A 25,074-nucleotide genomic window follows, 5' to 3' on the forward strand; every position below is an offset into this window, starting at 1 on the left:
GTTGTGGCGGAATATGCGTTGCGTGACAACAACGGACCTATTGGGGTGGCGGAATATCAACGGGTTGAATCGTTGCCTGCGGAGCTGCAAACCAGTTTGCCAAGCATCGAGCAGACAGAGCGAGAACTGGCAAAATAACGGCGAAAGCCTGCTTCTAAGGGCAGGCTTGTCGTACGGCTTTGCTTACTTACTTCTGATGCGCCGTCAGCGCGGCATACCCATTCATCAAATTGCGATAGTTAGGAATCCGCTGCGACAGCAAATTCCCCAGCCCTTCAATATCGTTGCGCCAGTCGCGATGCAGCTCACACGCCACCGAAAACCAGTTCATCAACTGCGCACCCGCTTGCGTCATCCGGCTCCACGCCGCCTGCTGCACCGTGGTATTGAACGTGCCCGATGCATCGGTCACCACAAACACCTCAAACCCTTCCGCCAGTGCCGACAATGTCGGGAACGCGACGCACACATCCGTGACCACACCGGCAATGATGATCTGCTTACGGCCGGTGGCCTTGATCGCCTTGACGAAGTCTTCGTTGTCCCACGCGTTGATCTGGCCAGGGCGGGCGATGTACGGCGCGTCCGGGAACATCTCTTTGAGCTCTGGAACCAGCGGGCCGTTGGGGCCTTGTTCGAAGCTGGTGGTAAGGATGGTCGGCAAGTTGAAGAACTTGGCCAGGTCGGCCAGGGCGAGCACGTTGTTCTTGAACTCGTTGGGCGAGAAGTCCTGCACCAGGGAAATCAGGCCGGTTTGGTGGTCGACCAGCAGAACTACGGCGTCGTCTTTGTTGAGGCGGTTGTAGGTTGGAGTGCTCATGGTTGAATCCTTTTTTGTTTAGGTTGGTTGGGCGTTGCGTTCAACATGGGCACAGGTTAATGGGTGGAAGCTGGGTGATAAATCGGCTGGAAGGCGTCTTACTGTCAACTTAAAAGGGACGATTGGGTTTGGCGGTTTGTGCAGCAGCCTGTTGCACAACTATAGGTAGCGAGTGATTGCTGTCTGGTTGGGGCCCTGATCTTGAGTGGCCAGCAGGGCCTCTCCCTTTCATTTGCAGGACGTTTCCGAGAGAATCCCAACCGCATTGCGCCAGCGGGGATGGGTGACTAGGCTGCGGATTATCACTGCACATTCAGTGATCGGGTTTAGTCGCCCGGATTCGATTGGCGTATGAGCAACTCATGAGTCAGGCACCCCTTCGCCTGCATCTTATGGTGGCTGTACGCAGGGCACCTTCGGGTGCGCCGGGTTTCCAATCGACCGGTCGACTAACCTGCGTACAGCTGCCGCCTTTTGTTTAGTCGCGGGAAGTGGCAGCTCCAAATTATCGATTGGAGGTTTGCTATGGATAACGTTGTTTCGGGTTCCCCGCCATCGGCTGCGACCAAGCCATTTGTTGTTAATGAAGAACTGAGCTTTGAGGATGCCTGGGTGCGTGTGGCTGAGCTGCTGCAGTGTGCGGTGGCGACGTCGCAGATGCTCGGGGAGCCGCAAGGTGCACCGCAAAGGGCGGTGATGCATTTGGTGGAGATGGCGAAGATGGTGGCGGATCGGGCTGTGGAGTGTATGCAGCTTAGGTAAGTCGAAGTCGCCTGTTCGGGCTTCACCGTTCAGGCGATTTAATTCTTACTGTTCAGTCATAGAGCCTAAATTCGTTGCTATCGCGAATTAGCAGTTGCATCAGCTTGGGATGAATGAAGAGCTTCTCTTTGCCGACCTGAACCTCTCGCAAAACACCAATGGAGACCAAGTCTTTGAGGTAGCGAGCGGCGGCCTGGCGCTGAGCAATCTGTTTATCGACGACGTTGGTAATGCGGCAGTAAGGCTGTTCGAAAATTACATCCACCAGTTCACGGGAGTAGGTTTTTGGCAGACGCTCGCGAACAAACTGGCTGGTGTGCTCGGAAAGGCTACGAATGGCGGCAATTTTGGCGCTGGTCCAGCGAGCGGTTTCTTCCACCGCGGTGAGCATATACAGCAGCCAGGGTTCCCAGGCTTGATTGCGTGTGACGTCAAGCAGAAGTCGGTAGTAATCGGCTCTATGCGCAATGATGAAATGGCTAAGGTAAAGAATCGGTAGATTCAACAGACCTTCCTGGATCAGGTACAGAGTATTGAGCACTCGCCCAGTACGACCGTTGCCGTCGGTGAAAGGATGAATTGCCTCGAATTGGTAGTGCCCTACTGCCATTCGCACGAGAGGATCGAGGTCGGTCTCGTTGTGCAGGAAACGTTCCCAGTTGGCGAGCAAGTCGCGTAAGCGATCTTCGCCCTCTGGTGGGGTGTAGATAATCTCGCTGGTACGATCATTGGCGAGTTGGACGCCTGGCACTCGGCGGATGTCCATGTTTACGCCCTTGAGCGTGCGACATATCTCTACGGCCGTGCCGGTGGACAGTGGTCGCTCAGCCAACGATTGGTAACCGTTATGCAGAGCCTTGCGGTAACGCAGTGCTTCCTTGGTTGCGGGGTCTGCATGGTTGGCGCCATCCTGGGCGTGCTGGAAGAGCAAGTCCGTAGTAGTGACGATACTTTCGATCTCGGAGCTGTCCTTGGCTTCAAGCAAAGGGATGGTATTGATAAGCATCGTTTGATTAGGGATCAGCTCGGCCGCCTGTTTCAATTCAGCCAGGGCTGCACGGGCTTCAATACAGCGTTTAAGTACTGCTCGAGTTTCAAGCTCAGCAGTCGGCGGCAATGGCGGAAGCTGGTTGTAGGGCTTATCGGCCTGCCAGGGAAGATGAGGTTTAGTCATGGGAGCGCGCGCTCACTAGGTCGTACAGTTAAAGGCGAGAGCGCCCGTATATGCGTCTTTTTTCATGTCGTCAGTGTAAGCACGTGTGCCTATCGTGTCGCTGTTTTTTGGTTTTTGCGACACGTTTCGCGTTTGTGTCGCTGTTAGCGACATGTCGGATAAGGCCTGCGAGGCTCTCCACGGTATTTGCAAAAAAAGGGCCGCAGATGCAGTGGCCTAATCCGTTATCTGGGTTGAGGTGTGCAAGGCCGGCACATAAATGCGTAAGTCACGTTAGCTTGACGAGGTTAGGGCGAGTTTAGTCAATGGTCATTGAGCCATCGACTTGCGAATGCGAGATTCTTCAGACATTAAAAAGCCGGCTTGTGGCCGGCTTCTCGGGGACTGGTTCAGTCTATTTTTGGTAAACCTCACCAGCCTTCAAATCGCTCAACCCACATTGCGTCGGGCTGAATAGCAGGGGCATCCGCGGGAACTCCTCCGCATCGCCGAGCAGGGTGAATAGCTTCAAGCCACCCCCTGCCAAATGTGCGGCGCATGATACCCACATCCATCTCAGTTGCCCACCTCCGGATCCGATTTAGAGCCTTCCCAGCCCAACAGGTGATCATCCAGCGGCACCGGTGGCCTGCGGTTGTTCAGCGTGGACCACCAGAACACCCAGCCCAGAATCTGGAAGTTCTGCTCAAAGCGTTGTTCGTACGTAAGGTATTCATCCGGATGCTCGCCGGCATTGTGGCTACGCATGCGCAAGCCACCTCCGGGTCGGTTGTAGAGGTATTTGATGCGCAGCATGCCGTCGTGTTCTACGGCGTAGATTTCGCCGTCGATGATCTGGGTGCGGCCTCGGTCCACGGCGAGGGTGGCGCCTTGTTGGATGATGTCGATCATGCTGTTGTCGACCATGTAGGCGCCCAGGGCGCGGTCGGGGTTGACGTTGAGGGTTTCGAAAGTGTGCAGGGAGATGCGGATGCGTTCGGTTGAGGTGAATGAAGGGTGGAGGTCGATCTCCACGTCAATTTTTTCTGGAGAACAGGCGGGGCCTGTGAGGTATTTGCCGCTTCCTTCGCGCAGTGTGGGCAGTCCTTTTCGGGTGTCCGGGCCTTCCAGCAGGAAGTTGGCCGGTGGGTGTTTGGGGCCTTCGCCGGTGCGCAGCCAACGGCTGGAGACGCAGAGCAATTCTGCGATCTCGTTGAGTCGGCCCATGGGTACACCGCGCTTGAACCAGTTGTTCACGTGTTGAGGCGTGACACCGCGGTTCTTGGCGAAGTCGGAGGCGGAAAGATGAACTTCCCGCAGTAACGCTTTTAAACGATCACCTGATGTATTCATAAACGCAGAGTTTACTGGCGGGATTTACAGATCAAATAAACCATGCGTTGAGTTGCCCGTGTAGGCTTTTGCTTAGTTGTAGCTTGATACTTCAGATTCAGGCGCTAGTTAAACGGTGTTTATAAAGTATTGAACTTGTCGTTTAATTTCTCCCACAAAAAAGCCCCGAATGATCGGGGCTTTTTCAATTCGCGGGCAATGAAGAGCAGGTATCAGCCTTTGTAGGCGGCGACCGACTTCATGATCTCGGCGCGGGCGGCTTCTGCGTCGCCCCAACCGTCGATCTTCACCCATTTGCCTTTTTCGAGGTCTTTGTAGTTCTCGAAGAAGTGCTTGATCTGTTCCAGCAGCAGGGGCGGCAGGTCGGTGTATTCCTTCACGTCCACGTACAACTGGGACAGCTTGTCGTGGGGGACCGCGATAACCTTGGCGTCGCCGCCGCCGTCGTCGGTCATGTGCAGGATGCCGACCGGGCGGGCACGGATGACCGAGCCTGGGGTGACGGGGTAAGGGGTTACCACCAGCACGTCGAGGGGGTCGCCATCGTCAGCCAGGGTGTTGGGGATAAAACCGTAGTTGGCCGGGTAGAACATGGGGGTGGCCATGAAACGGTCAACGAACAGGCAGTCGCTGTCTTTGTCGATTTCGTATTTGATCGGCGCGTGGTTGGCCGGAATCTCGATGGCGACGTAGATGTCGTTCGGCAGGTCTTTGCCAGCCGGAATCTTGCTGTAGCTCATTGGGCGTTGCCCCCGTTAGTTGGCCATATGACATGGCCGGATTGGCCTAAAAGTGGCGGCGATTATAGGCATATTCCGGCGCCGATGCCATGCGCCAGACGTCGTACGGTCATTCGCCTTGTGGTTGATAACGCGGGTCACTGGCTTGCAGTTGGGCGAGGCGGGCCAGTGGATCCTGGCGGTAAAAGCGGCTGAGTTGGGCGTACACCTGTGGATAACTGTTAGCCAGCAGGTCCGGGGCGCTGAAAAAATATTCGCTGGTGACGGCGAAGAATTCCGCCGGGTTTTCCGCGGCGTAGGGGTCGATCTCGGTGTCGGCGTCCGGGTTAGCGTCCAGTTGGCGATTGAGGTCGTCGTAGGCGCTTTGCATCACGCTCGCCCATTCCTGCACGCGCATGTCGTTGTGCAGCGGCGGCAGGCCGTTGGCGTCGCCGTTGAGCATGTCGAGCTTGTGCGCCAGTTCGTGGATGACCAGGTTGTAGCCTTCCCAGTTGCCACTGGCCAGTACGCCGGGCCACGCCAGGATCACCGGGCCCTGTTGCCAGGCTTCGCCGCTGTGTTCGCCGTCCCATTCGTGTTCGATGCCGCTGCTGTCGCGATGGCGCTGGGGGCTGACGAAGTCGTCGGGGTACAGCACGATTTCGTGAAAGCCCTGGTACCAGTCGAGGTCACCCAGGTTCATCAGTGGCAGTTGCGCCTGGGCGGCGAGCAGCAGGCGTTGTTCCTGGTGCAGTTCGACGCCGGGCAGGGCGGTGAGATGTTTGTCGGCGAGGAACAGCACGCAGGCTTCGCGCAGCCACTGGTCCTGCTCGGGGCTGATGCCGTCGAGAAAGGTCAGGTGCTCGCGCACCCGCTGCCAGGTGTCATCGGCAATCGGGTGCTTCGCCAGCAAGCGCTGGCGACGCCAGGCGCTGAGGGACCACATCGCAGGTTACTGCTGCTTGGCTTCGGAGGACGCACGGCCAAAGCGGCTGCGGAACACGCCAATGATCATCGGCACCAGCGACAGCAGGATGATGAACACCACCAGCAGCGACAGGTTTTTCTTGATGAACGGCACGTTGCCGAAGAAGTAGCCCAGGGTCACCAGGCCACCGACCCAGAGGACGGTGCCGAGCACGCTGAAACCGAAGAAGCGCGGGTAAGGCATTTTCGCGATGCCGGCGACGAACGGCGCAAAGGTGCGCAGGATCGGCAGGAAGCGCGCCAGGGTCACGGTTTTGCCGCCGTGCTTGTCATAGAACTCGTGGGTTTTTTGCAGGTAGTCGCGGCGGAAGATTTTCGAGTTCGGGTTATTGAACAAGCGTTCGCCCACCGTTCGCCCGATCACGTAGTTGGTGCTGTCGCCGAGGATGGCCGCGAGCATCAACAGGCCACCCAGCAGCACCGGGTCCATGCCCCCGCCTGCAGCCACGGCGCCGGCGATAAACAGCAACGAATCACCTGGCAGGAACGGCATGACCACCAGGCCGGTTTCGCAAAAAATGACCAGGAACAGAATGGCGTAGATCCACGGACCGTAATTGGTTACCAGCAGGTCGAGGTAGACATCGAGATGCAGGATAAGGTCGAGCGGGTTGAAATCCATGGATGGCACCTGTGTGAATGGCCCGGCTCTGCAGGCCTGTGCGGAAGCTCGGGTAATAAGGCTACAAGTGTATGCCGCATTTCTTACAACCCTGAAAGGTCCGCATTATACGGATTGAGAGGTGAAAAGCGTGTTGGTTTTGTAGCGGGGGATGTCTCGCAGATGCTGGGTTGCGGTGTGAATGTTATCGAATGTCCAAATAGTGGAATAGGGCTTGTGTGGGAGCTGGCTTGCCTGTGATAGCCACGGGTATCTACGCACTGTAGTGAGCGGGCTTGCCCCGCGCTGGGTGGCGAAGCCGCCCCAATCGGACCGCTGCGGTGTTTCAGGTGAAATTGGGCAGACTGGTTTTGGGGCGGCTTCGCCACCCAGCGCGGGGCAAGCCCGCTCACTACAGAAATATCCAGCCTCATGTACGCCAGCGTTCGACAGGTGTTTGTTAATCCTCGTTAATGGGCAACGTGTAGTTCTTGAATTCGGTGTCCTCGCGAAACCCGATCGACTCATACGTCTTCTGCGCCACTTCGTTATCGCTGCTGGTCGACACCCGCAGCCGTACCGCGTGGGTTTCCTTGGCCATCTTCTTCGCCGTGCGTATCAGGTTGTCCGCCACCAACTGGCGTCGCGCATCTTCGGCGACATAGATGTCGTTGAGAATCCATACGCGCTTGAGCGACAACGATGAAAAGCTCGGATACAGCTGGCAAAACCCCAGCAGCCGTTTGTCGTCATCATCCGCCAGCGCCAGGTAAATCACCGATTCCTTGCGGCGCAGGCGTTTTTCCAGAAAGGCCCGCGACGAATCCGGGAAGGGAAGGGCCCCGTAGAACTCGCGGTATTTGACGAACAACGGGGTCAACAGGTCCAAGTGTTCCAGGGTCGCTTGAGTAATCCGCATGCCAGGCCTCAACTTCCTAATGGGTATGACCACACGCGCGGCCGTGACTCGATGCTGCCTAAAGGTGCGAAAAAGCGCAATCGTGCAGCGATCAGTCCTGCGGCGGGCTGAGCAGGAAGTTACCTTTCATCAGGTCCGGATCGTCGGACTCGAGGGTCTGAACCTGCGCCTCGTCCTTGAGATTAACCCCCGACAACTGGCGGCGACATGCCTCTCGCATCAGGTACAGCAGGCGATGGGCTGCCATGCCGTAGCTGAGCCCTTCCAGGCGCACGTTGGAGATGCAATTGCGATAAGCGTCGGTGAGCCCCACCTTGGGGTTGTAGGTGAAATACAGCCCCAGGCTGTCCGGCGAGCTGAGGCCAGGCCGTTCGCCGATCAGGATCACCACCATTTTGGCGCCGAGCAATTGCCCGATTTCATCCGCCACCGCCACGCGGCCCTGTTCGACCAGGATCACCGGCGACAAGGACCAGCCTTCGGCGTGGGTGTGTTCCTCCAGGCGCGCAAGAAACGGCAGGGTATGTTTATGCACGGCCAGCGCCGATAAACCATCGGCCACCACCACCGCCAGGTCTACGCCGCCGGGATTGGCCGAGGCGTGATCACGCAAGGCCTGGGCCGACTCGTCACTGAGCCGCCGCCCCAGATCCGGGCGTTGCAGGTAGCTGTGCCGGTCGGCGGCGGCACTGTGCAGCAGCAGGCTGTCGCGGCCGCGTTCGGCCAATTGGCGGCTGAGGCCGGCATGGTCAAACGGCAAGTGCACCGCGTCGCGCGCCTGGGCGTGGGCGAATTGGAAATCCAGCTGCGCGCTGGTGGGAAGGCTGGTGCCGGTGCGGCCCAGCGCAATGCGCGCCGGGGTGAGGCGGCGCAGTTCCAGCCATGGGTTGTCAGGCAGGTCGAGTTGCACGGGCGGCTCCTTCATCCCAGTTGCGCCAAGGCGTGGCGGAACGCCGGCGGCAGGCTGTTGCCGAAGCGCACCTTGCCGTCGGCTTGCGTGAAGATGCCCATCTTCGCCAACCACTGTTCAAATTCCGGCGCCGGTTTCAAGCCCAGCGTCTGGCGGGCATACAAGGCGTCGTGGAACGAGGTGGTCTGGTAGTTGAGCATGATGTCGTCGGAACCGGGGATGCCCATGATGAAGTTGATCCCGGCCACGCTCAGCAGGGTCAGCAGCGTGTCCATGTCGTCCTGGTCGGCTTCGGCGTGGTTGGTGTAGCAGATGTCGCAACCCATGGGCACGCCGAGCAACTTGCCGCAGAAGTGGTCTTCCAGGCCCGCGCGGATGATCTGTTTGCCGTTGTACAGATACTCGGGGCCGATAAAACCCACCACGGTGTTCACCAGAAACGGCTTGAAGTGCCGCGCCACCGCATAGGCGCGGGTTTCGCAGGTTTGCTGGTCGACGCCAAAGTGCGCATTGGCCGACAAGGCACTGCCCTGGCCGGTTTCGAAATACATCAGGTTCTGGCCCAGCGTGCCGCGATTGAGGCTCAAGCCCGCGTCGTAACCTTCCTGCAGCAGGCTCAGGCTGATGCCGAAACTGGCGTTGGCCGCTTCGGTGCCGGCAATCGACTGGAACACCAGGTCCAGCGGCACGCCACGATTGATCGCCTCAATGGAGGTGGTGACGTGGGTCAGCACGCAGGCCTGGGTCGGGATCTCATAGCGCTGGATGATCGCGTCGAGCATCTCCAGCATGGCGCAGATCGAGGCGGTGCTGTCGGTGGCCGGGTTGATGCCGATCATGGCATCGCCGTTGCCATACAGCAGGCCGTCGAGGATGCTCGCGGCGATGCCCGCCGGCTCGTCCGTGGGATGGTTGGGTTGCAGTCGTGTGGATAAACGCCCGCGCAAGCCCATCGTGCCGCGAAATTGCGTGACCACGCGGATCTTCTGCGCCACCAGGACCAGGTCCTGCACGCGCATGATCTTGGACACGGCGGCGGCCATTTCCGGTGTCAGCCCCGGCGCCAAGGCACGTAGGGATTGTTCATCGGCGGCGTCGCTGAGCAGCCAGTCACGCAGGTCGCCGACGGTCAGGTGGCTGACGGTGGCAAACGCCTGCTTATCGTGGGTGTCGATGATCAGTCGGGTGACTTCGTCGCTTTCATAGGGGATCAGCACTTCCTGCAGAAAGTGTTTGAGCGGGATGTTCGCCAGCGCCATCTGCGCCGCCACCCGCTCGCCGTCGTTCTGCGCCGCGACACCGGCGAGAAAGTCCCCGGAGCGTGCGGGGCTGGCCTTGGCCATCACGTCCTTGAGGCTGTCGAAGCGGTAGGTCTGTGCGCCCACCGCGTGGGAAAAGCTTGCCATACAGAGTCTCCTTGACGACGCGAGCAACTGCCCGCGTCGAGGTTTACGGCATTCAGTGCAGGGCGGCCTCTGCGGCCTGGATCGCCGCGAATTCCTCTTCGGGCGTGCCCGCTACCAAGTGATGCCGGCTGTAGAAAGCAAAGTAAGCAATTAATACTCCATAGATGATCGCGGCGCCAATCACCACCCGCGGATCCACCAGAAAGCCCGCCACTACGGCCACGCAGGCCAGTACCAGCGCGACGCCCGAAGTGAAGATGCCGCCCGGCGTGCGGTAGGGGCGATCCATTTTGGGGCGGCGGATGCGCAGGGTGATGTGCGCAGCCATCATCAATACATAGGAAATGGTCGCGCCAAACACCGCCACCAGGATCAGCAAATCACCCTGGCCGGTCAGCGACAGGCCAAAACCGATGATGCCGGGGATGACCAAGGCCAGTACCGGCGCCTTGCTTTTGTTGGTCTGGGACAGCTTGCGCGGCAGGTAGCCGGCACGGGACAGCGCGAAGATCTGCCGCGAATAGGCGTAGATGATCGAGAAGAAGCTGGCGATCAGCCCGGCCAGGCCGACCAGGTTGACGAAGCTGCCCATCCAGGTCGAACCGCCGTAGGCCAGGGCCAGCGCTTCCACCAGTGGGTTGCCGGATTTGACCAGTGCATACGTGCCGGCGCCGCCCGGAGCGATGACGAGGATCAGCAGGGCAAAGCTGGTCAGCACCACAATGGCGCCGATCAAGCCGCGCGGCAGGTCGCGTTTCGGGTTCTTGGTTTCTTCAGCCGCCAGGGGCACGCCCTCTACCGCGAGAAAAAACCAGATGGCATAGGGAATCGCCGCCCACACCCCCACATAGCCGAACGGCAGGAAGCTGCTGGCGCCCTTGGCTTCGCTCACCGGAATATCCAGCAGGTTGGCGACGTTGAAGTGCGGCACCATCGCCACCAGGAATACGCCCAGGGCAATCGCGGCCACGGCGGTGATCACAAACATCAGCTTCAAGGCTTCGCCGACGCCGAAAATGTGGATGCCGATAAAGATGATGTAGAACGCCAGGTAAATCATCCAGCCGCCGATACCGAACAGCGACTCGCAATAGGCACCAATAAACACTGCGATGGCGGCGGGGGCGATGGCGTATTCGATCAGGATGGCGGTGCCGGTGAGGAACCCGCCCCAAGGGCCAAAGGCGCTGCGGGCAAAGCCGTAGCCACCCCCGGCGGTGGGGATCATGGAAGACAGCTCGGCCAGGGAAAAACACATGCACAGGTACATGGTGGCCATCAGTAATGTGGCGAGGAACATCCCGCCCCAGCCGCCTTGGGCCAGGCCGAAGTTCCAGCCGGCGTAGTCGCCGGAAATCACGTAGGCAACACCCAGGCCAACCAGCAGCACCCAGCCGGCGGCGCCTTTTTTCAATTCGCGTTGTTGGAAGTATTGGGAATCGACTTTTTCGAAGTCGACCGAGGATCCAGTGGGTTCGCTAGGCATAGGGAAGTACCTTTCGTTTGTTATTGTTTTAACTCGGCCTCTGTGTGCCGAATGAAGTTCGCAAGTACTTATGAAAATCTGAAACTGTGGGAGCTGGCTTGCCTGCGATGGCGGTGTCTCAGCCAATGCACAGCCAACTGACACACCGCCATCGCAGGCAAGCCAGCTCCCACATTTGATTGCATTTCAAATGTGGGACGGGAGGTTGGTTAGAAAAAGCCCAACGGATTAATGTCGTAACTCACCAGCAAGTTCTTGGTCTGCTGGTAGTGATCCAACATCATCTTGTGCGTCTCACGCCCCACGCCAGACTTCTTGTAACCGCCGAACGCGGCATGCGCCGGGTACAGGTGGTAGCAGTTGGTCCACACGCGGCCCGCCTTGATCGCCCGGCCCATGCGGTAGGCGCGGTTGATGTCGCGGGTCCACACGCCTGCGCCCAGGCCGAACTCGGTGTCGTTGGCAATCGCCAGGGCTTCGGCTTCGTCCTTGAATGTGGTGATGCTCACCACCGGGCCGAAGATTTCTTCCTGGAACACGCGCATTTCGTTGGTGCCCTTGAGCAGCGTCGGCTGGATGTAATAGCCGCCGGCCATATCGCCTTCGAGCTTCTCGACCTTGCCGCCGGTGAGCAGTTGCGCGCCTTCGCCCTTGGCGATTTCCAGGTAGGACAGGATCTTGTCGAACTGCTGCTCGGACGCCTGGGCGCCGACCATGGTGTCGGTGTCCAGCGGGTCGCCGCGTTTGATCTGCTCGACTTTCTTCATGACCACTTTCATGAAGTCGTCGTAGATCGACTCTTCCACCAGCGCGCGGGAGGGGCAGGTGCACACTTCGCCCTGGTTGAAGAATGCCAGCACCAAGCCTTCAGCCGCTTTCTCGATAAACGAAGGTTCGGCTTTCATGATGTCGGCGAAGAAGATATTCGGCGACTTGCCGCCCAGCTCAACGGTGGACGGAATAATGTTCTCGGCCGCCGCGTGCATGATGTGCGAGCCCACCGGGGTCGAGCCGGTGAACGCGATCTTGGCGATGCGTTTGCTCGTGGCCAGCGCTTCGCCGGCTTCCTTGCCGAAACCGTGCACCACGTTGAGCACGCCCGGTGGCAGCAGGTCGCCGATCAGTTCCATCAGCACGTTGATGCCCAGCGGGGTTTGCTCGGCCGGCTTGAGCACCACGCAGTTGCCGGCGGCCAGGGCCGGGGCGAGTTTCCAGGCGGCCATCAGCAGCGGGAAGTTCCACGGGATGATCTGGCCGACCACGCCCAGCGGTTCATGGAAGTGATAGGACGCGGTGTGTTCGTTGATCTCGGCGCTGGTGCCTTCCTGGGCGCGGATGCAGCCTGCGAAATAACGGAAGTGGTCGGCGGCCAATGGGATGTCGGCGTTGAGGGTTTCACGCACGGCCTTGCCGTTGTCCCAGGTTTCGGTGATGGCCAGCAGTTCGAGGTTCTGTTCGATGCGGTCGGCGATTTTCAACAGGACCAGCGAACGGTCCTGGGCCGAGGTCTTGCCCCAGGCGTCGGCGGCGGCGTGGGCTGCGTCCAGTGCCTTGTCGATGTCCTTGGCCGTGGAGCGCGGGAATTCAGCGATTGGCTTGCCATTGACCGGCGAAGTGTTGGTGAAATAGTTGCCATCGACCGGTGCAACGAATTCGCCACCGATGTAGTTGCCGTACTTGGCCTTGAACGAAACGATGGCACCTTCAGTACCGGGGTGTGCGTAACGCATGGTGGGTATCTCCTGGCTTTTATGTTTATTGGGAGCGCAGCGCAAAGCGCTTGATAAAGCGTAGAGCAAAGGTTGGGCCACCGCTGTGCGGGTCAACAAAATCAGGGGGTTGGAGTTGTCGCAAGGCGTGACTGTCACGCCCGTGGTACAAGCAGGGTGACAGTTTGTGCCATGACCGGTACAGCCAGTGACCGGTGGGTCGGCCCGGGATTGCATTGCCTGGATGGCTGAGGGATGCTGGGCGTTCTCACGCAGGGAGAATAATAAGAAATGCACAACGATCATTTCAGCCGGCATGCCCAGCAGGTGCTCACCGTGGCCCATGGCCGCGACCCGTCAAGCGACCCGTCCATCGCCCGCTCCTGGCTGCGTTGCCTGGAGGACTACCACCTCGACCCTGCCCAAACCATTGCTCCCACCGTGCTTGAACATGGCCGCCTGCTGGAAAGCCGCGAACGCCTGCAACAGGTGCTGCACATCGCCGGCAGCGAGATGAACAGCCTGCATCAACAGCTCTCGGGTGCGGGTCATGCCGTGCTGTTGACCGATGCGCGCGGGGTGATCCTCAACTGCGTCACCGCGCCGTCCGAACGCAAGATCTTCGAGCGAGCCGGGCTGTGGCTGGGCGCCGATTGGAGCGAAGCCTGCGAAGGCACCAATGGCATCGGCACCTGCCTGGTGGAGCGCCAGTCCCTGACCATTCATCGCGACGAGCACTTCCGTGGTCGCCACACCGGGTTGACCTGTTCGGCGAGCCCGGTGTTCGACCCCCATGGCGACCTGCTGGCGGTGCTGGATGTGTCGTCGGCGCGCGAAGCGGTGTCGCGCCAGAGCCAGTTCCATACCATGGCGCTGGTGAACCTGTCGGCGAAGATGATCGAAAGTTGCTACTTCCTGCGTCACTTCGAAAACCACTGGTTGCTGCGCTTTCACCTGCAGGCGGAGTCGGTGGGGCTGTTCAGCGAAGGACTGTTGGCATTCGACGGCGAAGGACGCGTATGCGCGGTCAACCAGAGCGCACTGAACCTGCTGGGGCAATTGCGTGGCCGTTTGTTGGGCCAGCCGGTGGAGGCGTTTTTCGACTGCTCCCTGGACCAGTTGCTCGAACGCGCCAGCGCCAATGCCACGGCCAGTTGGCCGTTGCGTACCCGTGATGGGCGGCAGCTGTTCGCGGCATTGCGCGGCCAGGCACGCCGCCCCTCGGCGTTCGTCGCCAAGCCTGCCGCATTGGACCGGCCGCGCCTGCCTGGTATCTGCCTTGGCGATCCAGCGCTGCAGGAGGAATTCAGCAAGGCGCTGCGGGTATTCGAGCGCGACGTGCCGTTATTGATCATTGGCGAAACCGGCTCCGGCAAAGAGGCCTTCGCCAAGGCGGTGCATCAGGCCAGCCAGCGCGCCGACAAGGTGTTCGTTGCACTCAACTGCGCCGCCATCCCGGAAAGCCTGATCGAAAGCGAACTGTTCGGCTATCGCGGTGGCAGCTTTACCGGCGCGCGCAAGGAGGGCATGCAAGGCAAGTTGCAGCAAGCGGATGGCGGCACCCTGTTCCTTGATGAAATCGGCGATATGCCTCTGGCGCTGCAGACCCGTCTGCTCCGGGTGCTGGAGGATCGACTGGTGGTGCCGCTTGGCGGTGAACCCCAGGCGGTGAACGTGCGGATTATCAGCGCAACCCACCGCAATTTGCTGGCGCGGGTGCAGGACGGCAGCTTCCGCGAAGACTTGTACTACCGGCTCAACGGCCTGGAAGTCGGGTTGCCGCCTTTGCGCGAACGCAGTGACAAGTCCCAGTTGCTGGACTTCCTGCTGGCGGAGGAAGCCGGTGGGCAGTCCGTGCGCCTTGAGCCCGCTGCGCGCCAGGCATTGCTGGGGTTTGCCTGGCCGGGCAACGTACGGCAATTGCGCACGGTATTGCGCACATTGGTGGCGCTTTGTGATGACGGCCGAGTGGGGCTGGCGGACTTGCCTGTGCCCATGCGCCACGCGCCCGCACAAACGGTCGCCGAGTTGCCGCTGGAGGATGCCGAACGGCAAACGCTGTTGGCGGCCCTGGAGCGCCAGCACTGGCACATGACGCAAACCGCCGAACACTTGGGGGTCAGCCGCAATACGTTGTACCGCAAGTTGCGCAAACATGGGATTGCGCGTTTAGCCTCGCTGTAAGTTTAATGGGCGATATTTGTCAGTTGAGGCTGTAGGTTTTGATGTTCTAGCGTTGTCGGTCATCCACTGTTTTTTATTGTTGTCTTGAGCATGACTTGCATGTTGAGTCGGGCTGGTCCGACAGGAACTATTAAGTACCGGCTGTTCACTCAATTAAGGCAACTCGAACAGTATTTAAAACAATAAAATTTAGTTGGGTGAATAGGATGATCATTACAATACCAGCGGCGCCTTTCGTTCCTGCGCATTTCCCCTCGGCAGAAGTACCTTCGGGCTCGACCGAGGCTAAAAATCACGAGTCTCAGGACCCACCGTTAACGCGCAGTAAAAGGGCACTAAGAGGTTTTTCATGGTTGGGAGGCAGAAAGTCTTCAGTCGCGCCTTCGTTGCCCGGCGCTGCGACCTTGCCCACGCCCAAGCCGCCAATACCGGCGCCTAAATCTTCGCCCAGGCCCGGCCCTTCTGCCAAACCCGGTCAGCACCCACCGTTGGATAAGTTCAAGGGGGCGGGGCAGGCGGCGATTCATGCCAATAAGATCAAGGCAAATGACGAAGTACTCATGACCAACCTGCGTAAGCAGGCGCCGATGAACGTCGCCGAGGCCGCCAAGCGACTGATCGATGCCGAGCGGCTGGTCAAGTCAGGGGTCATTGCCACCGGGCCCAATGCCAGCCGGGTCGCCCGTGATGCGTTCATCAGCGCGGGGATTACCGGGATGGTCAGTGCGCCGATTAACGTGGCTGCCTATGCGGGTTCCGTCGCTACGGGCGAGACGATCAAGTCCAGCTATGCGCCAGGCGTGTTGCCGCCACCCTTTTTGCCGAGCACCGCCGGCTCGGCGAAGACCGCGTCTTTGCCCGTAGAGCCCACGCCGTCCAAAGCTGACCCGATCATCACGCGATTGGACGAAGTTGAAATGAAGTTGTTGGGCATGTCCTCTACGGTCATGTTCACGCTTGGGGATACCAGCAGTGTGTTTACCAAGGATGAACATTGGCCGACCGACACTAACGGACGCCTGGCCAATGTCGAGAAGTTGTTGCAAGTGTCGGAGCAACACCTTAAAAAAGCCGCTCGGAAAAATGGGCTTGTGTTCAAACCGTAAAAACCGGCAGAGCCAATCCCCACGGAGCCGAAGGACCGTCTCGCCTTGATTGAAAAGAAATTTGAGCGCATGGCCGAAACCTATGAGAAGTTGCGGTTTCTGGCGGCAATGAAAGACAGCGAAAACCAAGCTAAAACCGTCGCCTGAAGCACGCCGAGGCCGAGCGAAGCGCCAGGGGGCTCTTCACTCGGCCGGTGGCCGCATATAAAGGTGCGATTTTCGCCCCCCTGCGCTAACCTGCCTCGATGTTTTACGAGGTCGACTATGCACATTCATATTCTCGGTATTTGCGGCACGTTCATGGGTTCGATGGCGGTACTTGCCAAAGAGCTGGGCCATCACGTGACGGGCTCCGATGCCAACGTTTACCCGCCCATGAGCACGCAACTCGAGGCCCAGGGCATTGAGCTGACCCAAGGCTACGACCCCTCGCAGTTCAACCCGGTCCCGGACCTGGTCGTGATCGGCAACGCCATGTCGCGCGGCAACCCGGCCGTCGAGTACGTGCTCAATAAAGGTTTGCCTTATGTGTCCGGCCCGCAATGGCTGGCGGACCATGTGTTGCAAGGCCGCTGGGTGCTCGCGGTTGCCGGCACCCACGGCAAGACCACCACCAGCAGCATGTTGGCCTGGGTGCTGGAGCATGCGGGCATGGCTCCGGGTTTCCTGATCGGCGGCGTGCCGCAGAACTTCTCGGTGTCGGCGCGCCTGGGCGATACGCCGTTCTTCGTGATCGAGGCGGATGAGTATGACAGTGCCTTTTTCGACAAGCGTTCCAAGTTCGTCCACTACCGCCCGCGCACGGCGATCCTGAATAATCTGGAATTCGATCACGCTGACATTTTCCCCGATCTGCCAGCCATTGAGCGTCAGTTCCATCACTTGGTGCGCACCATTCCAAGCGAGGGCCTGGTGATCCATCCCACCACCGAGCCCGCCTTGCAGCGCGTGATCGAGATGGGCTGCTGGACCCCGGTGCAAACCACCGGCGCGGGCGGGCAGTGGCAGGTCAACCTGCTCAGCGAGGACGGCTCCAGGTTTGAAGTGCTGTTCGAAGGCCAAGCCCAAGGCATTGTCGAGTGGGACATGACCGGCCAGCACAACGTTGCCAATGCGTTGGTCACGTTGGCTGCCGCACGGCATGTTGGCGTGGTGCCGTCCATGGGCATTGCCGCGCTCAGCGCCTTCAAGAGCGTGAAGCGGCGCATGGAAAAAGTCGCCGACGTGAACGGGATTACCATCTACGACGACTTTGCCCACCACCCGACGGCAATCGCTACTACCTTGGATGGCCTGCGCAAGCGTGTCGGCGATGCGCCAATCATTGCGATTGTCGAGCCGCGTTCCAACTCCATGAAGCTCGGCGCCCACCGCGACGGCTTGCCGCAAAGCGTCAACGATGCCGACCAGGTGGTGTGGTACGCGCCGGCCAATCTCGGCTGGGACCTGCCGGCGATTGCCGCATTGTGCACGGTGCCGTCCACCGTGTGTGATTCCATCCAAGGCATCATTGAACACGTCAAGCGCTTGGCCACACCCGGCACCCACGTGGTGGTCATGAGCAACGGCGGCTTCGGCGGCCTGCATGGCAAGCTGGCTGAGGCGCTGAAATGAGCGGCCCGGAACGCGTCACCCTGGCGATGACCGGTGCATCCGGCGCGCCCTATGGTTTGCGCCTGCTCGATTGCCTGGTGCGCGAAGACCGTGAGGTGCACTTCCTGATCTCCAAGGCCGCGCAGTTGGTGATGGCGACCGAGACCGACGTGGCGCTGCCGCCCAAGGTGCAGATGATGCAGGCCTTCCTGACCGAATACACCGGTGCGGCGGCAGGGCAGATCAAGGTTTACGGCAAGGAGGACTGGATGTCGCCAGTGGCCTCCGGCTCCGGTGCGCCGGCGGCGATGGTGGTGGTGCCGTGTTCCACCGGCACCTTGTCGGCGATTGCCACCGGTGCCTGCAACAACTTGATCGAGCGCGCGGCGGACGTGACGTTGAAGGAACGCCGCCAGTTGATCCTGGTGCCCCGTGAAGCGCCGTATTCGAGCATCCACCTGGAGCACATGCTCAAGTTGTCGAACATGGGCGTGACGATCCTGCCGGCCTCGCCAGGGTTTTATCACCAGCCGCAAACCATCGATGACCTGGTGGACTTTGTGGTGGCGCGCATTCTCAACCTGCTGAACATCCCTCAGGACATGCTGCCGCGCTGGGGCGAACACCATTTGAGCAATGATGAATAAGGTCCTGTTGGTGGTGCTGGCGTTGCATCTCACGGGCTGCGCCACCGTGCGCACGCTGGACGCGGCGCAGCCAAACGCGCCGGTGGTGTATGCCGGCACGCGCCTGGATCTGTATGCAATGAATGGCGGTTGCTGCGCCAAGGACAGGTTTGGTGCCGAGGCGCCGAGTTACCCCGGCCTTGACCTGCCGGCGAGTGCGTTGCTCGATACCTTGCTGTTGCCACTCTCGGTGTTGACGGTGATTGGGGTGGGTTTCAACGCCACTGGCGGTCTATAAAAGTGTATTGCCTGTGCTGGCTTCATCGCAGGCAAGCCAGCTCCCACATTTGGAGCTGTGTGAACTCGATCAAATGTGGGAGCCGGGCTTGCCCGCGATGAGGCCAGCACAGGCACCTCAGATCATTTGCCCAGCTTGCGCAACTCATCCGACTCCACCACCCGCACCCCATCCTGCTCTTCCAGCGCCAGGCGCCACATGGCCCGGGCCAGCTCGCACACTTCAATACCGTGGTACTTGCCTGGAATCAGCCGTGACAATGGCCCGGCCAGTTGCTCGGCCAGGCGCGGTTCCAGCCGTTCCCCCAGTAACAGCGAAGGCCGCACGATGGTCAATTGTGGCCAGTCCTGGGCCTTGAGCGCCTCTTCCATTTCGCCTTTGACGCGGTTGTAGAAGATCGACGATTTCGGATCGGCGCCGATTGCGCTGATCACGATCAAGTGCCGCGCACCCATGTCCCGCGCACGCCTGGCGAAGGCCACGACCAGGTCCAGGTCGACGGCGCGAAAGGCGGCTTCGGAGCCCGCTTGTTTGATGGTGGTGCCCAGGCAGCAGAAGGCGATGTCCACCCGGCCGCTCAGTTGCGGCAGGATCACCGCCGGGTCGCCGACGGGGTTTTCCAGATGCGGGTGTTCGGCCAGCGGTTTGCGACTCGGTGCAAGCACGCGGGTCACGGTGGGTTCGTTGAGCAGGCGGTCGAGCAGGTGTTCGCCGGTAAGGCCGGAGGCTCCGGCAAGCAGGATATGCTGAGGCGTCAGGTACATGGTGTTTCCCCCTTGTTACACGTTACAGCTTAGTTGCCTTTGGCTTCCTTGCTATTCATTGAGACGCTTTCGAGCGCCTTTCGTGCCTGCTGCTTGCGTAATAATTGCCAGTGGGCGATGACGCCCTTGGGGGCCCAGATCTGCGGTTCAGAGGCTTCGAAGTTGTCCGCCTGTTCGCGTTCGGCCACATGCAGTTGGGCCAGTTTGAAGGCTTGCTGCAGGTCGTCGGTCTGGTTGAAGGCCTGGGCGAAGAGGGCGTCGCCGAAGTAAGTGAAATCGGCTTCCTCCGAGCAGCCGAACGACACGCGGTCGGCCCGGGAGGCGGTCATGATCAGGGTGCGCTCATCTTTCAAGGCCGGGATGAAGCCGCCGGAGTAGCAGGCCGAAATCACCACGATCTTGTCGCGGTTCTTCAGTGGCGCCAGCACGGCGGCCAGCTCATCGGCGGGCAGGTCGGCCAGCTCCATGCGCGGTTGGTCCAGCACCAATTCGTGTTCGTGGGTGCCGTGGCTGGTCATGTAGATAAACACCAGGTCTTCCGGCCCGGTGCGTTCGGCCAGGGTTTGCACGGCGCGACGCAGGCTTTCTCGGGTGGCCAGCGGGCGGTCGGTGATGTGGTCGCGGTGGTTGACCAGGCGTACCTGCCCGCGCGCGCCGAAACGGGTGGCTAGCAGGTTGCTGACGTAATCGGCCTCGCGCAGGAACACGCTTTGCTTGCCGTCGCCGGCCACGGCCAGGGTGTACAGTTCCACCGCAGGCGTGGAGGCGGGCACGGCGATCAGGGCCGCGTCCAGCAGGCGGCCTTGGGCCAGCACGCCGATTTCCAGTGGGTCGGGCAACAAACTGCCGTCGGCGTCACGCACGCGCATGCCGTTGACCCAGGTGCCGGCCTGTACGGTGCCGTCGGTTAGCACAAGGGTACCTTTGCCCTGGTAGCTGTCGCCGTCGAAGCCGCCGATATAGAAGCTGCCGTCGGTGAGGTTCAGGCGGCCTTCGCCGCTGAAGCGCCAATCGCTGAACTGACCGACATAGTGGCTGCCGTCGACACCAATCAACTCGCCCTTGCCGCTGAGCGCGCCTTCCTTGAATTGGCCGATCCACACGTCGCCGTCGGCGTTCTCATAGCGGCCTTTGCCGTTGAGCTGGTTCTGTTTGAACTGGCCGACATAGATGTCGCCATCGGCGCTGTTGAACGTGCCGTTGCCTTCCAGTTGGCCATCGACGAAATGGCCACTGAACTGGTTACCGCTGTCGTCGTTGCGCTGGCCTTCGCCATTGGGCTTGCCGTGGGCGAACTGGCCCTGGTACTGGCTGCCGTCGGCCAGCTCCAGGCGACCGAGGCCGGAGTACTGGTCGTCCTTGAACTCGCCGCGATACGTCATCTTCCCCTCTTTGAGGGTGCCTTCGCCGTTGCGTCGCCCGTTCTTGAACCCGCCCACGTACTGGCTGCCCGCGGTGGTCAGGCTGCCCTGGCCATCAAACAGGCCCTGCTTGAACTGGCCCTTGTAGACTTCGCCGTTGCTGCCATGCCACTCGCCCTGGCCGTGCCATTGGCCCTTGTCGAACTGCCCGGCGTACCAGCTGCCATTGGGATAGTCCACGCGACCCTGGCCTTGCAGCAAGCCATCGACCACGTCGCCCCGGTAGCGCCCGCCATCAGGCAGGCGCGCATCGGGCGGCAACAGCGATTCGCCGTCTCCGCAAGCGGTGAGCAACAGGGCAAGGGCAAGGGGAGCGAGTGGGCGCATAGCGGGATCCGGATAATTGAGCGCCGAGTATGCCGCAGCTGCGAGTTTCATACATAAATTTACATACACTGTGGCAAGGTTTATTGCCTCACCACAGGTACGGCCCTACACGAAGCAGAGGGACAGCGACTCGGCGATGTAAGCGGGTTTTTCCTGGCCTTCGATCTCCAGGGTGGCGGTGGCCTTGAACAGCCATTGGCCAGGTTTTTTCTCGGTCACGTCGCTGAGGGTCACGTTCAGGCGCACCTTGGAATCAACCTTCACCGGCTGGATGAAGCGCACGCTGTCCAGGCCGTAGTTGACCGCCATCTTCAGGCCTTCGGGCATGATCAGGATGTCTTCCATCAGCATGGGCATCAGCGACAGCGACAGGAAACCGTGGGCAATGGTGCTGCCAAACGGCGTCTGCGCGGCCTTGACCGGGTCGACGTGGATGAACTGATGATCGCCGGTGGCTTCGGCGAACAGGTCGATGCGTGCCTGGTCAATGGTGAGCCATTCGGAACGTCCCAGTTCCTTGCCGACGTAATCTTTGAGCTGCGCTACGGGTACAGAGGGCATTGCGTCTCTCCTTGGTTCATCAGTTGTTATGGGTGACAGAGAACCAATGTAGATCATCATGGCCATTAGGCCCGGTCAACCCTCCATGCTTTTGGCGAATGCCGATGCATAGGTCGGGCGTGCTTATAATGCGGGCGAGTCTTGAGGGGGAATGACGGATGCTGTTACGTGGCCTGACCTGGCTGGTGCTGTTTCAACTGATCGGCACGGCGATCAATCATTTGCTGTTGCCGGTATTGCCGGGGCCGATCATCGGCCTGCTATTGATGCTGGGCTTTCTGGTCTGGAAGGGCGAAGTCGGAGAGCCCTTGAGCCTGGCGGCCAGCAGCCTGTTGCGTTACCTGCCGTTGCTGCTGGTGCCGCCGGCGGTCGGGGTGATGGTGTACGCCAAGGACATTGCCGCAGACTTCTGGGCCATTGTCGGCGCCCTGGTCCTGTCGCTGGTGATCGCTATGGGCTTTGTCGGTGTGCTGATGCAGCACCTGGTCAAGCGCAAGGAGGGGGATCAATGATCTTCGACTGGCAGGGAGCGTGGACGGCGGTGATTCATCATCCGTTGTTCGGCATCGGCATTACTCTGGGCGCCTATCAACTGGTGCTGGCAGGGTTTGAGAAAACCCGCTGGATCTTTCTGCAGCCGGTGCTGGTCTCCATGCTGTTGGTGATCGGCGTGCTGCTCACCTGCGGCCTGAGCTACGCCGAGTACCGCAAGAGCACCGAGATTATGGGCGTCCTGCTGGGCCCGGCGACGGTGGCGCTGGCCGTGCCGCTCTATTTGAACCTGCGGCGCATTCGGCAATTGTTCTGGCCGATTTTTACTACGCTGGTGGTAGGCGGGGTGCTGGCTACCGGCCTGTGTGTGCTGCTGGGGTGGTGGTTCGGCGCCGAGCACAGGATGTTGATGACCATGGCGCCCAAGTCCGTGACCTCGCCGATCGCCATGCTGGTGGCCGAGCAGATCGGCGGCGTCGCGGCATTGGCGGCGGTGTTTGTGCTGATCACCGGGGTGGTGGGCGCGATGGTCGGCCCGGCGCTGCTTTCACGCTTGGGTGTGTACAGCGTTGAGGCGCGCGGCATGGCCTTGGGCATGACCGCCCACGCCGTCGGCATCTCGGTGGCCTTGCAGGAAAGCGAAGAGTGCGGCGCCTTTGCGGCGCTGGCGATGAGTCTGATGGGCGTGGCCACGGCGGTGTTCCTGCCGCTGGCCGTGTCGGTGATTGTTTAAACCGGGTTTAAGGAAACCTTTATGAGTCTGGCGCTGTTCCCGCTCAATACCGTGCTGTTCCCTGGCTGCACCCTCGACCTGCAACTGTTCGAGGCGCGCTACCTGGACATGATCAGCCGCTGCATGAAAAAGGGCGAAAGCTTCGGCGTGGTGTGCATCCTCGACGGCACGGAAGTGGGCCAGGCACCGGACGGCTATGCGCTGGTTGGCTGCGAAGCGCTGATTCGCGACTTCAAGCAACAGGACAACGGCCTGCTGGGGATTCGCGTCGAAGGCGGGCGCCGGTTTCGCGTGCGGGATGCGGGCGTGCAGAAGGACCAATTGCTGGTGGCCGAGGTGCAATGGCTTGAAGAGCTGCCGGACCGGCCATTGGAAGAAGAGGACGCCGACCTGCTTGCGCTGCTCCAGGCGTTGGCAGAGCACCCCATGGTGGCGTCGCTGGACATGGACGCCCATGCGCAAGGGCAGCAAGCCCTGGGTCATCAGCTGGCGTATCTGCTGCCCTTCTCCGAGGCCGACAAGATCGACCTGCTGCAACTCGACGACCCGCAGCAGCGCCTGGATGCGATCCAGATGCTGCTTGATGAGCTGCAGGGCGAGCTGTTTACCTAATGGATATCTTGTAGTGAGCGGGCTTGTCCCGCGCTGGGGGGCGAAGCCGCCCCAACCCAGGCAACCTGGTTCTACCTGGAGTTCGGCGGTGCCTTTATTGGGGCGGCTTCGCCACTCAGCGCGGGGCAAGCCCGCTCACTACAAGTTAATAGGCGTAGCGCAGCAGCGCGTGCGATGTGCCGGCCAGTGCGATAAAGCCCAGCACCGCCACCAACGCCGGCAGCAGCAGCCACCAGGTTTTTTGCGGCATGGCCGGCAATGGGCTTCGGTATTCGCTGATGCCCAGGCTGAACGCGCACACCGTCATGGCCAGCAGCGTGCCGGCGAGAATGTCGGTGGGCCAATGGGCGCCTAGGTAAACCCGCGACAGCGCGATGAATGCCGCAGGGATGCAGCCCAGCAGCATCCAGGTCAGGCGCAGCCGCGTGGGTTGGCCGCGCCCTGCCAGTACCGCCAGGGCCAGGAAAAACGCGAACGCGCCGGACGCGTGGCCGCTGGGCATGCTGAAACTGGTCAAAGGGTCTGTCAGGATTTCCGGGCGGCCGCGCGCAAAAAACAGCTTGGTCCCGGTGTTGATCACCGCAGCCCCGGCCAGCGTCACGCCGACAAACAGCGCATGACGCCATTGCCGCGCCAGCAGTAGCAAGCCGGTGAAGAGGGCGCTGGCTACAAACATCTTCTTGAATTCGCCCAGTTGGGTGATGCGCACCATCACTTCGTCCAGCCAGGGGCTGCGGTGTTCCTGCACGAGGGCGCTCAGGCCGTGATCGAAGTTATCCAGCGAGTGGTAGCCGATAAACAGCGCGATCAACAGCACCAGGCTGGCGCAACCAATCCATAAGGTGGCGCGCCGATGGCCGCGCAGGCTGCTGTTCAGGCTCAGCCCGACCACCACCGCCAGGCACCCCGCGACCACCGCCGCCTCGGGCCAGAACCCATCGGGCAACGGCAGGCGGAACGCGGCGCCGGTCGCCCAGCCCGGTAACAGATACGCCACCGACCAGCCCGCCGCCGCCACGATGCTCACGATTGCGAAGCGTGGGAAGGGCATGTCGCACATCCCGGCCACCATCGGCAGCATGGGCCGCAGCGGGCCGATGAAACGGCCTACCAGCAGGCTGGCGATGCCGTACTTGTGGAAGTAGGTTTCGGCGCCGCTCATCCATTCCGGGTGCTGGCGCAGACCCGGCAGGCGCCGGATGTTCTGATGGAAATTTCGGCCCAGGAAGTAGGAAACCCCATCACCCAACAACCCGCCAAGGAAGCCCAGCAGCAAGGTTTCACTCAGCGACAGCGCGCCGCTGCCGGCGAGCGCCGCAATGGCGAACAACAATACCGTGCCCGGCACGATCAGGCCGGCGATGGCCAGGCATTCCACGCAGGCAACGATGAATACCGCCACCGCCAGCCATTCGGGGTTCAGGCTCAACCAGCCGGTAATGCTATCGAGCCATTGGCCCATACAATCCACTCCATCAATGCACAACATACTTGGAAACACTGGGGATCAACTGTGGGATCTGCTGTGCTGC

The 25,074-nt window shown here is 60.6% G+C and carries 25 protein-coding genes; 10 read left to right on the top strand and 15 right to left on the bottom strand.

The window, feature by feature from the left end; all coding sequences use genetic code 11:
* Positions 1-3 precede the first annotated feature (3 nt).
* The gene (locus BLL36_RS31315; protein ID WP_231998932.1) at positions 4-138 is read left to right on the top strand and encodes a hypothetical protein; all 135 of its coding nucleotides are present in this window, start codon (positions 4-6) and stop codon (positions 136-138) included.
* 49 nt (positions 139-187) lie between these two features.
* On the opposite strand, the gene ycaC is transcribed toward BLL36_RS31315, so the two are convergent.
* A complete protein-coding gene (ycaC, locus tag BLL36_RS17675; protein ID WP_027605204.1) occupies positions 188-820 on the bottom strand; it encodes an isochorismate family cysteine hydrolase YcaC in 633 nt (210 codons plus the stop codon).
* 525 nt (positions 821-1,345) lie between these two features.
* On the opposite strand from ycaC, the gene BLL36_RS17680 reads away from it, so the two are divergent.
* Positions 1,346-1,582 carry a hypothetical protein gene (locus BLL36_RS17680; protein WP_076952640.1) on the top strand — a complete coding sequence of 79 codons (237 nt, stop codon included), beginning with the start codon at positions 1,346-1,348 and terminating at the stop codon, positions 1,580-1,582.
* A 52-nt stretch (positions 1,583-1,634) separates the two neighbouring features.
* On the opposite strand, the gene fic is transcribed toward BLL36_RS17680, so the two are convergent.
* The 10 genes from fic to exaC all read right to left on the bottom strand — a co-directional run bounded on the left by fic (position 1,635) and on the right by exaC (position 12,846).
* Complete coding sequence (fic, locus tag BLL36_RS17685) at positions 1,635-2,756, bottom strand: protein adenylyltransferase Fic (protein WP_076952641.1); 1,122 nt, start codon at positions 2,754-2,756, stop codon at positions 1,635-1,637.
* 555 nt (positions 2,757-3,311) lie between these two features.
* A complete protein-coding gene (locus BLL36_RS17690; protein WP_076952642.1) occupies positions 3,312-4,088 on the bottom strand; it encodes a LexA family transcriptional regulator in 777 nt (258 codons plus the stop codon).
* A 212-nt stretch (positions 4,089-4,300) separates the two neighbouring features.
* The gene (gene ppa / locus BLL36_RS17695) at positions 4,301-4,828 is read right to left on the bottom strand and encodes an inorganic diphosphatase (protein ID WP_076952643.1); all 528 of its coding nucleotides are present in this window, start codon (positions 4,826-4,828) and stop codon (positions 4,301-4,303) included.
* A gap of 109 nt (positions 4,829-4,937) precedes the next feature.
* Entirely contained in the window at positions 4,938-5,753 is an 816-nt protein-coding gene (locus BLL36_RS17700; protein WP_076952644.1) for a M90 family metallopeptidase, read from the bottom strand.
* A 6-nt stretch (positions 5,754-5,759) separates the two neighbouring features.
* The gene (locus BLL36_RS17705) at positions 5,760-6,416 is read right to left on the bottom strand and encodes a DedA family protein (RefSeq protein ID WP_076952645.1); all 657 of its coding nucleotides are present in this window, start codon (positions 6,414-6,416) and stop codon (positions 5,760-5,762) included.
* Between the two features lie 439 nt (positions 6,417-6,855).
* Positions 6,856-7,314 (bottom strand): GNAT family N-acetyltransferase, encoded by a 459-nt coding sequence (locus tag BLL36_RS17710; RefSeq protein ID WP_076952646.1) that lies wholly within the window; start codon positions 7,312-7,314, stop codon positions 6,856-6,858.
* 91 nt (positions 7,315-7,405) lie between these two features.
* Positions 7,406-8,239 carry an ethanolamine ammonia-lyase subunit EutC gene (gene eutC / locus BLL36_RS17715; protein ID WP_076952647.1) on the bottom strand — a complete coding sequence of 278 codons (834 nt, stop codon included), beginning with the start codon at positions 8,237-8,239 and terminating at the stop codon, positions 7,406-7,408.
* Positions 8,236-9,630, bottom strand: coding sequence for an ethanolamine ammonia-lyase subunit EutB (locus BLL36_RS17720; protein ID WP_076952648.1), 1,395 nt, complete (start codon positions 9,628-9,630; stop codon positions 8,236-8,238). Before BLL36_RS17720 ends, eutC begins: the two co-directional genes overlap by 4 nt.
* 52 nt (positions 9,631-9,682) lie before the next feature.
* A complete protein-coding gene (eat, locus tag BLL36_RS17725; RefSeq protein WP_076952649.1) occupies positions 9,683-11,116 on the bottom strand; it encodes an ethanolamine permease in 1,434 nt (477 codons plus the stop codon).
* Positions 11,117-11,325: 209 nt separating this feature from the next.
* On the bottom strand, positions 11,326-12,846 hold the full coding sequence (gene exaC / locus BLL36_RS17730) for an acetaldehyde dehydrogenase ExaC (protein ID WP_076952650.1): 1,521 nt from the start codon (positions 12,844-12,846) through the stop codon (positions 11,326-11,328).
* A gap of 270 nt (positions 12,847-13,116) precedes the next feature.
* Between exaC and BLL36_RS17735 the strand changes: the two genes are divergently transcribed.
* The 5 genes from BLL36_RS17735 (at position 13,117) to BLL36_RS17755 (ending at position 18,632) form a co-directional block, all read left to right on the top strand.
* Complete coding sequence (locus tag BLL36_RS17735; RefSeq protein ID WP_076952651.1) at positions 13,117-15,009, top strand: sigma-54-dependent Fis family transcriptional regulator; 1,893 nt, start codon at positions 13,117-13,119, stop codon at positions 15,007-15,009.
* Positions 15,010-15,569: 560 nt separating this feature from the next.
* Positions 15,570-16,115 carry a hypothetical protein gene (locus tag BLL36_RS17740; protein WP_231998931.1) on the top strand — a complete coding sequence of 182 codons (546 nt, stop codon included), beginning with the start codon at positions 15,570-15,572 and terminating at the stop codon, positions 16,113-16,115.
* Positions 16,116-16,379: 264 nt separating this feature from the next.
* Positions 16,380-17,729: a UDP-N-acetylmuramate:L-alanyl-gamma-D-glutamyl-meso-diaminopimelate ligase gene (mpl, locus tag BLL36_RS17745; RefSeq protein ID WP_076952652.1), complete on the top strand. Its 1,350-nt coding sequence runs from the start codon at positions 16,380-16,382 to the stop codon at positions 17,727-17,729.
* A complete protein-coding gene (gene ubiX / locus BLL36_RS17750) occupies positions 17,726-18,355 on the top strand; it encodes a flavin prenyltransferase UbiX (RefSeq protein WP_076952653.1) in 630 nt (209 codons plus the stop codon). The genes mpl and ubiX overlap by 4 nt, the downstream gene beginning before the upstream one ends.
* Positions 18,348-18,632, top strand: a complete 285-nt coding sequence (locus BLL36_RS17755; protein WP_076952654.1) for a YceK/YidQ family lipoprotein — start codon at positions 18,348-18,350, stop codon at positions 18,630-18,632. The genes ubiX and BLL36_RS17755 overlap by 8 nt, the downstream gene beginning before the upstream one ends.
* Before the next feature lie 122 nt (positions 18,633-18,754).
* Here the strand turns inward: BLL36_RS17755 and BLL36_RS17760 are convergent, their stop codons facing one another.
* The 3 genes from BLL36_RS17760 to BLL36_RS17770 all read right to left on the bottom strand — a co-directional run bounded on the left by BLL36_RS17760 (position 18,755) and on the right by BLL36_RS17770 (position 21,705).
* The gene (locus BLL36_RS17760; protein WP_076952655.1) at positions 18,755-19,396 is read right to left on the bottom strand and encodes an oxidoreductase; all 642 of its coding nucleotides are present in this window, start codon (positions 19,394-19,396) and stop codon (positions 18,755-18,757) included.
* Positions 19,397-19,425: 29 nt separating this feature from the next.
* Complete coding sequence (locus tag BLL36_RS17765; protein ID WP_076952656.1) at positions 19,426-21,144, bottom strand: C13 family peptidase; 1,719 nt, start codon at positions 21,142-21,144, stop codon at positions 19,426-19,428.
* Positions 21,145-21,249: 105 nt separating this feature from the next.
* On the bottom strand, positions 21,250-21,705 hold the full coding sequence (locus BLL36_RS17770) for a MaoC family dehydratase (protein WP_076952657.1): 456 nt from the start codon (positions 21,703-21,705) through the stop codon (positions 21,250-21,252).
* A 158-nt stretch (positions 21,706-21,863) separates the two neighbouring features.
* On the opposite strand from BLL36_RS17770, the gene BLL36_RS17775 reads away from it, so the two are divergent.
* Genes BLL36_RS17775 through BLL36_RS17785 form a run of 3 tightly spaced genes read left to right on the top strand, consistent with a single transcriptional unit; the run spans position 21,864 to position 23,542 of the window.
* Positions 21,864-22,217 (top strand): CidA/LrgA family protein, encoded by a 354-nt coding sequence (locus BLL36_RS17775; RefSeq protein ID WP_076952658.1) that lies wholly within the window; start codon positions 21,864-21,866, stop codon positions 22,215-22,217.
* A complete protein-coding gene (locus tag BLL36_RS17780; protein ID WP_076952659.1) occupies positions 22,214-22,930 on the top strand; it encodes an LrgB family protein in 717 nt (238 codons plus the stop codon). Before BLL36_RS17775 ends, BLL36_RS17780 begins: the two co-directional genes overlap by 4 nt.
* 21 nt (positions 22,931-22,951) lie before the next feature.
* On the top strand, positions 22,952-23,542 hold the full coding sequence (locus BLL36_RS17785) for an LON peptidase substrate-binding domain-containing protein (protein ID WP_076952660.1): 591 nt from the start codon (positions 22,952-22,954) through the stop codon (positions 23,540-23,542).
* Between the two features lie 145 nt (positions 23,543-23,687).
* On the opposite strand, the gene BLL36_RS17790 is transcribed toward BLL36_RS17785, so the two are convergent.
* Positions 23,688-25,004 (bottom strand): bifunctional DedA family/phosphatase PAP2 family protein, encoded by a 1,317-nt coding sequence (locus BLL36_RS17790; RefSeq protein ID WP_076952661.1) that lies wholly within the window; start codon positions 25,002-25,004, stop codon positions 23,688-23,690.
* Positions 25,005-25,074 lie beyond the last annotated feature (70 nt).

The organism is Pseudomonas cedrina subsp. cedrina, assembly GCF_001983175.1.
In the GTDB taxonomy this organism is placed as follows: domain Bacteria; phylum Pseudomonadota; class Gammaproteobacteria; order Pseudomonadales; family Pseudomonadaceae; genus Aquipseudomonas; species Aquipseudomonas cedrina.

Bases quoted from the DNA above. Each gene is read 5' to 3' on its own strand.
- ycaC (WP_027605204.1), bottom strand. From the start codon at position 820: ATGAGCACTCCAACCTACAACCGCCTCAACAAAGACGACGCCGTAGTT.
- BLL36_RS17680 (WP_076952640.1), top strand. From the start codon at position 1,346: ATGGATAACGTTGTTTCGGGTTCCCCGCCATCGGCTGCGACCAAGCCA.
- fic (WP_076952641.1), bottom strand. From the start codon at position 2,756: ATGACTAAACCTCATCTTCCCTGGCAGGCCGATAAGCCCTACAACCAG.
- BLL36_RS17690 (WP_076952642.1), bottom strand. From the start codon at position 4,088: ATGAATACATCAGGTGATCGTTTAAAAGCGTTACTGCGGGAAGTTCAT.
- ppa (WP_076952643.1), bottom strand. From the start codon at position 4,828: ATGAGCTACAGCAAGATTCCGGCTGGCAAAGACCTGCCGAACGACATC.
- BLL36_RS17700 (WP_076952644.1), bottom strand. From the start codon at position 5,753: ATGTGGTCCCTCAGCGCCTGGCGTCGCCAGCGCTTGCTGGCGAAGCAC.
- BLL36_RS17705 (WP_076952645.1), bottom strand. From the start codon at position 6,416: ATGGATTTCAACCCGCTCGACCTTATCCTGCATCTCGATGTCTACCTC.
- BLL36_RS17710 (WP_076952646.1), bottom strand. From the start codon at position 7,314: ATGCGGATTACTCAAGCGACCCTGGAACACTTGGACCTGTTGACCCCG.
- eutC (WP_076952647.1), bottom strand. From the start codon at position 8,239: ATGAAGGAGCCGCCCGTGCAACTCGACCTGCCTGACAACCCATGGCTG.
- BLL36_RS17720 (WP_076952648.1), bottom strand. From the start codon at position 9,630: ATGGCAAGCTTTTCCCACGCGGTGGGCGCACAGACCTACCGCTTCGAC.
- eat (WP_076952649.1), bottom strand. From the start codon at position 11,116: ATGCCTAGCGAACCCACTGGATCCTCGGTCGACTTCGAAAAAGTCGAT.
- exaC (WP_076952650.1), bottom strand. From the start codon at position 12,846: ATGCGTTACGCACACCCCGGTACTGAAGGTGCCATCGTTTCGTTCAAG.
- BLL36_RS17735 (WP_076952651.1), top strand. From the start codon at position 13,117: ATGCACAACGATCATTTCAGCCGGCATGCCCAGCAGGTGCTCACCGTG.
- BLL36_RS17740 (WP_231998931.1), top strand. From the start codon at position 15,570: ATGACCAACCTGCGTAAGCAGGCGCCGATGAACGTCGCCGAGGCCGCC.
- mpl (WP_076952652.1), top strand. From the start codon at position 16,380: ATGCACATTCATATTCTCGGTATTTGCGGCACGTTCATGGGTTCGATG.
- ubiX (WP_076952653.1), top strand. From the start codon at position 17,726: ATGAGCGGCCCGGAACGCGTCACCCTGGCGATGACCGGTGCATCCGGC.
- BLL36_RS17755 (WP_076952654.1), top strand. From the start codon at position 18,348: ATGAATAAGGTCCTGTTGGTGGTGCTGGCGTTGCATCTCACGGGCTGC.
- BLL36_RS17760 (WP_076952655.1), bottom strand. From the start codon at position 19,396: ATGTACCTGACGCCTCAGCATATCCTGCTTGCCGGAGCCTCCGGCCTT.
- BLL36_RS17765 (WP_076952656.1), bottom strand. From the start codon at position 21,144: ATGCGCCCACTCGCTCCCCTTGCCCTTGCCCTGTTGCTCACCGCTTGC.
- BLL36_RS17770 (WP_076952657.1), bottom strand. From the start codon at position 21,705: ATGCCCTCTGTACCCGTAGCGCAGCTCAAAGATTACGTCGGCAAGGAA.
- BLL36_RS17775 (WP_076952658.1), top strand. From the start codon at position 21,864: ATGCTGTTACGTGGCCTGACCTGGCTGGTGCTGTTTCAACTGATCGGC.
- BLL36_RS17780 (WP_076952659.1), top strand. From the start codon at position 22,214: ATGATCTTCGACTGGCAGGGAGCGTGGACGGCGGTGATTCATCATCCG.
- BLL36_RS17785 (WP_076952660.1), top strand. From the start codon at position 22,952: ATGAGTCTGGCGCTGTTCCCGCTCAATACCGTGCTGTTCCCTGGCTGC.
- BLL36_RS17790 (WP_076952661.1), bottom strand. From the start codon at position 25,004: ATGGGCCAATGGCTCGATAGCATTACCGGCTGGTTGAGCCTGAACCCC.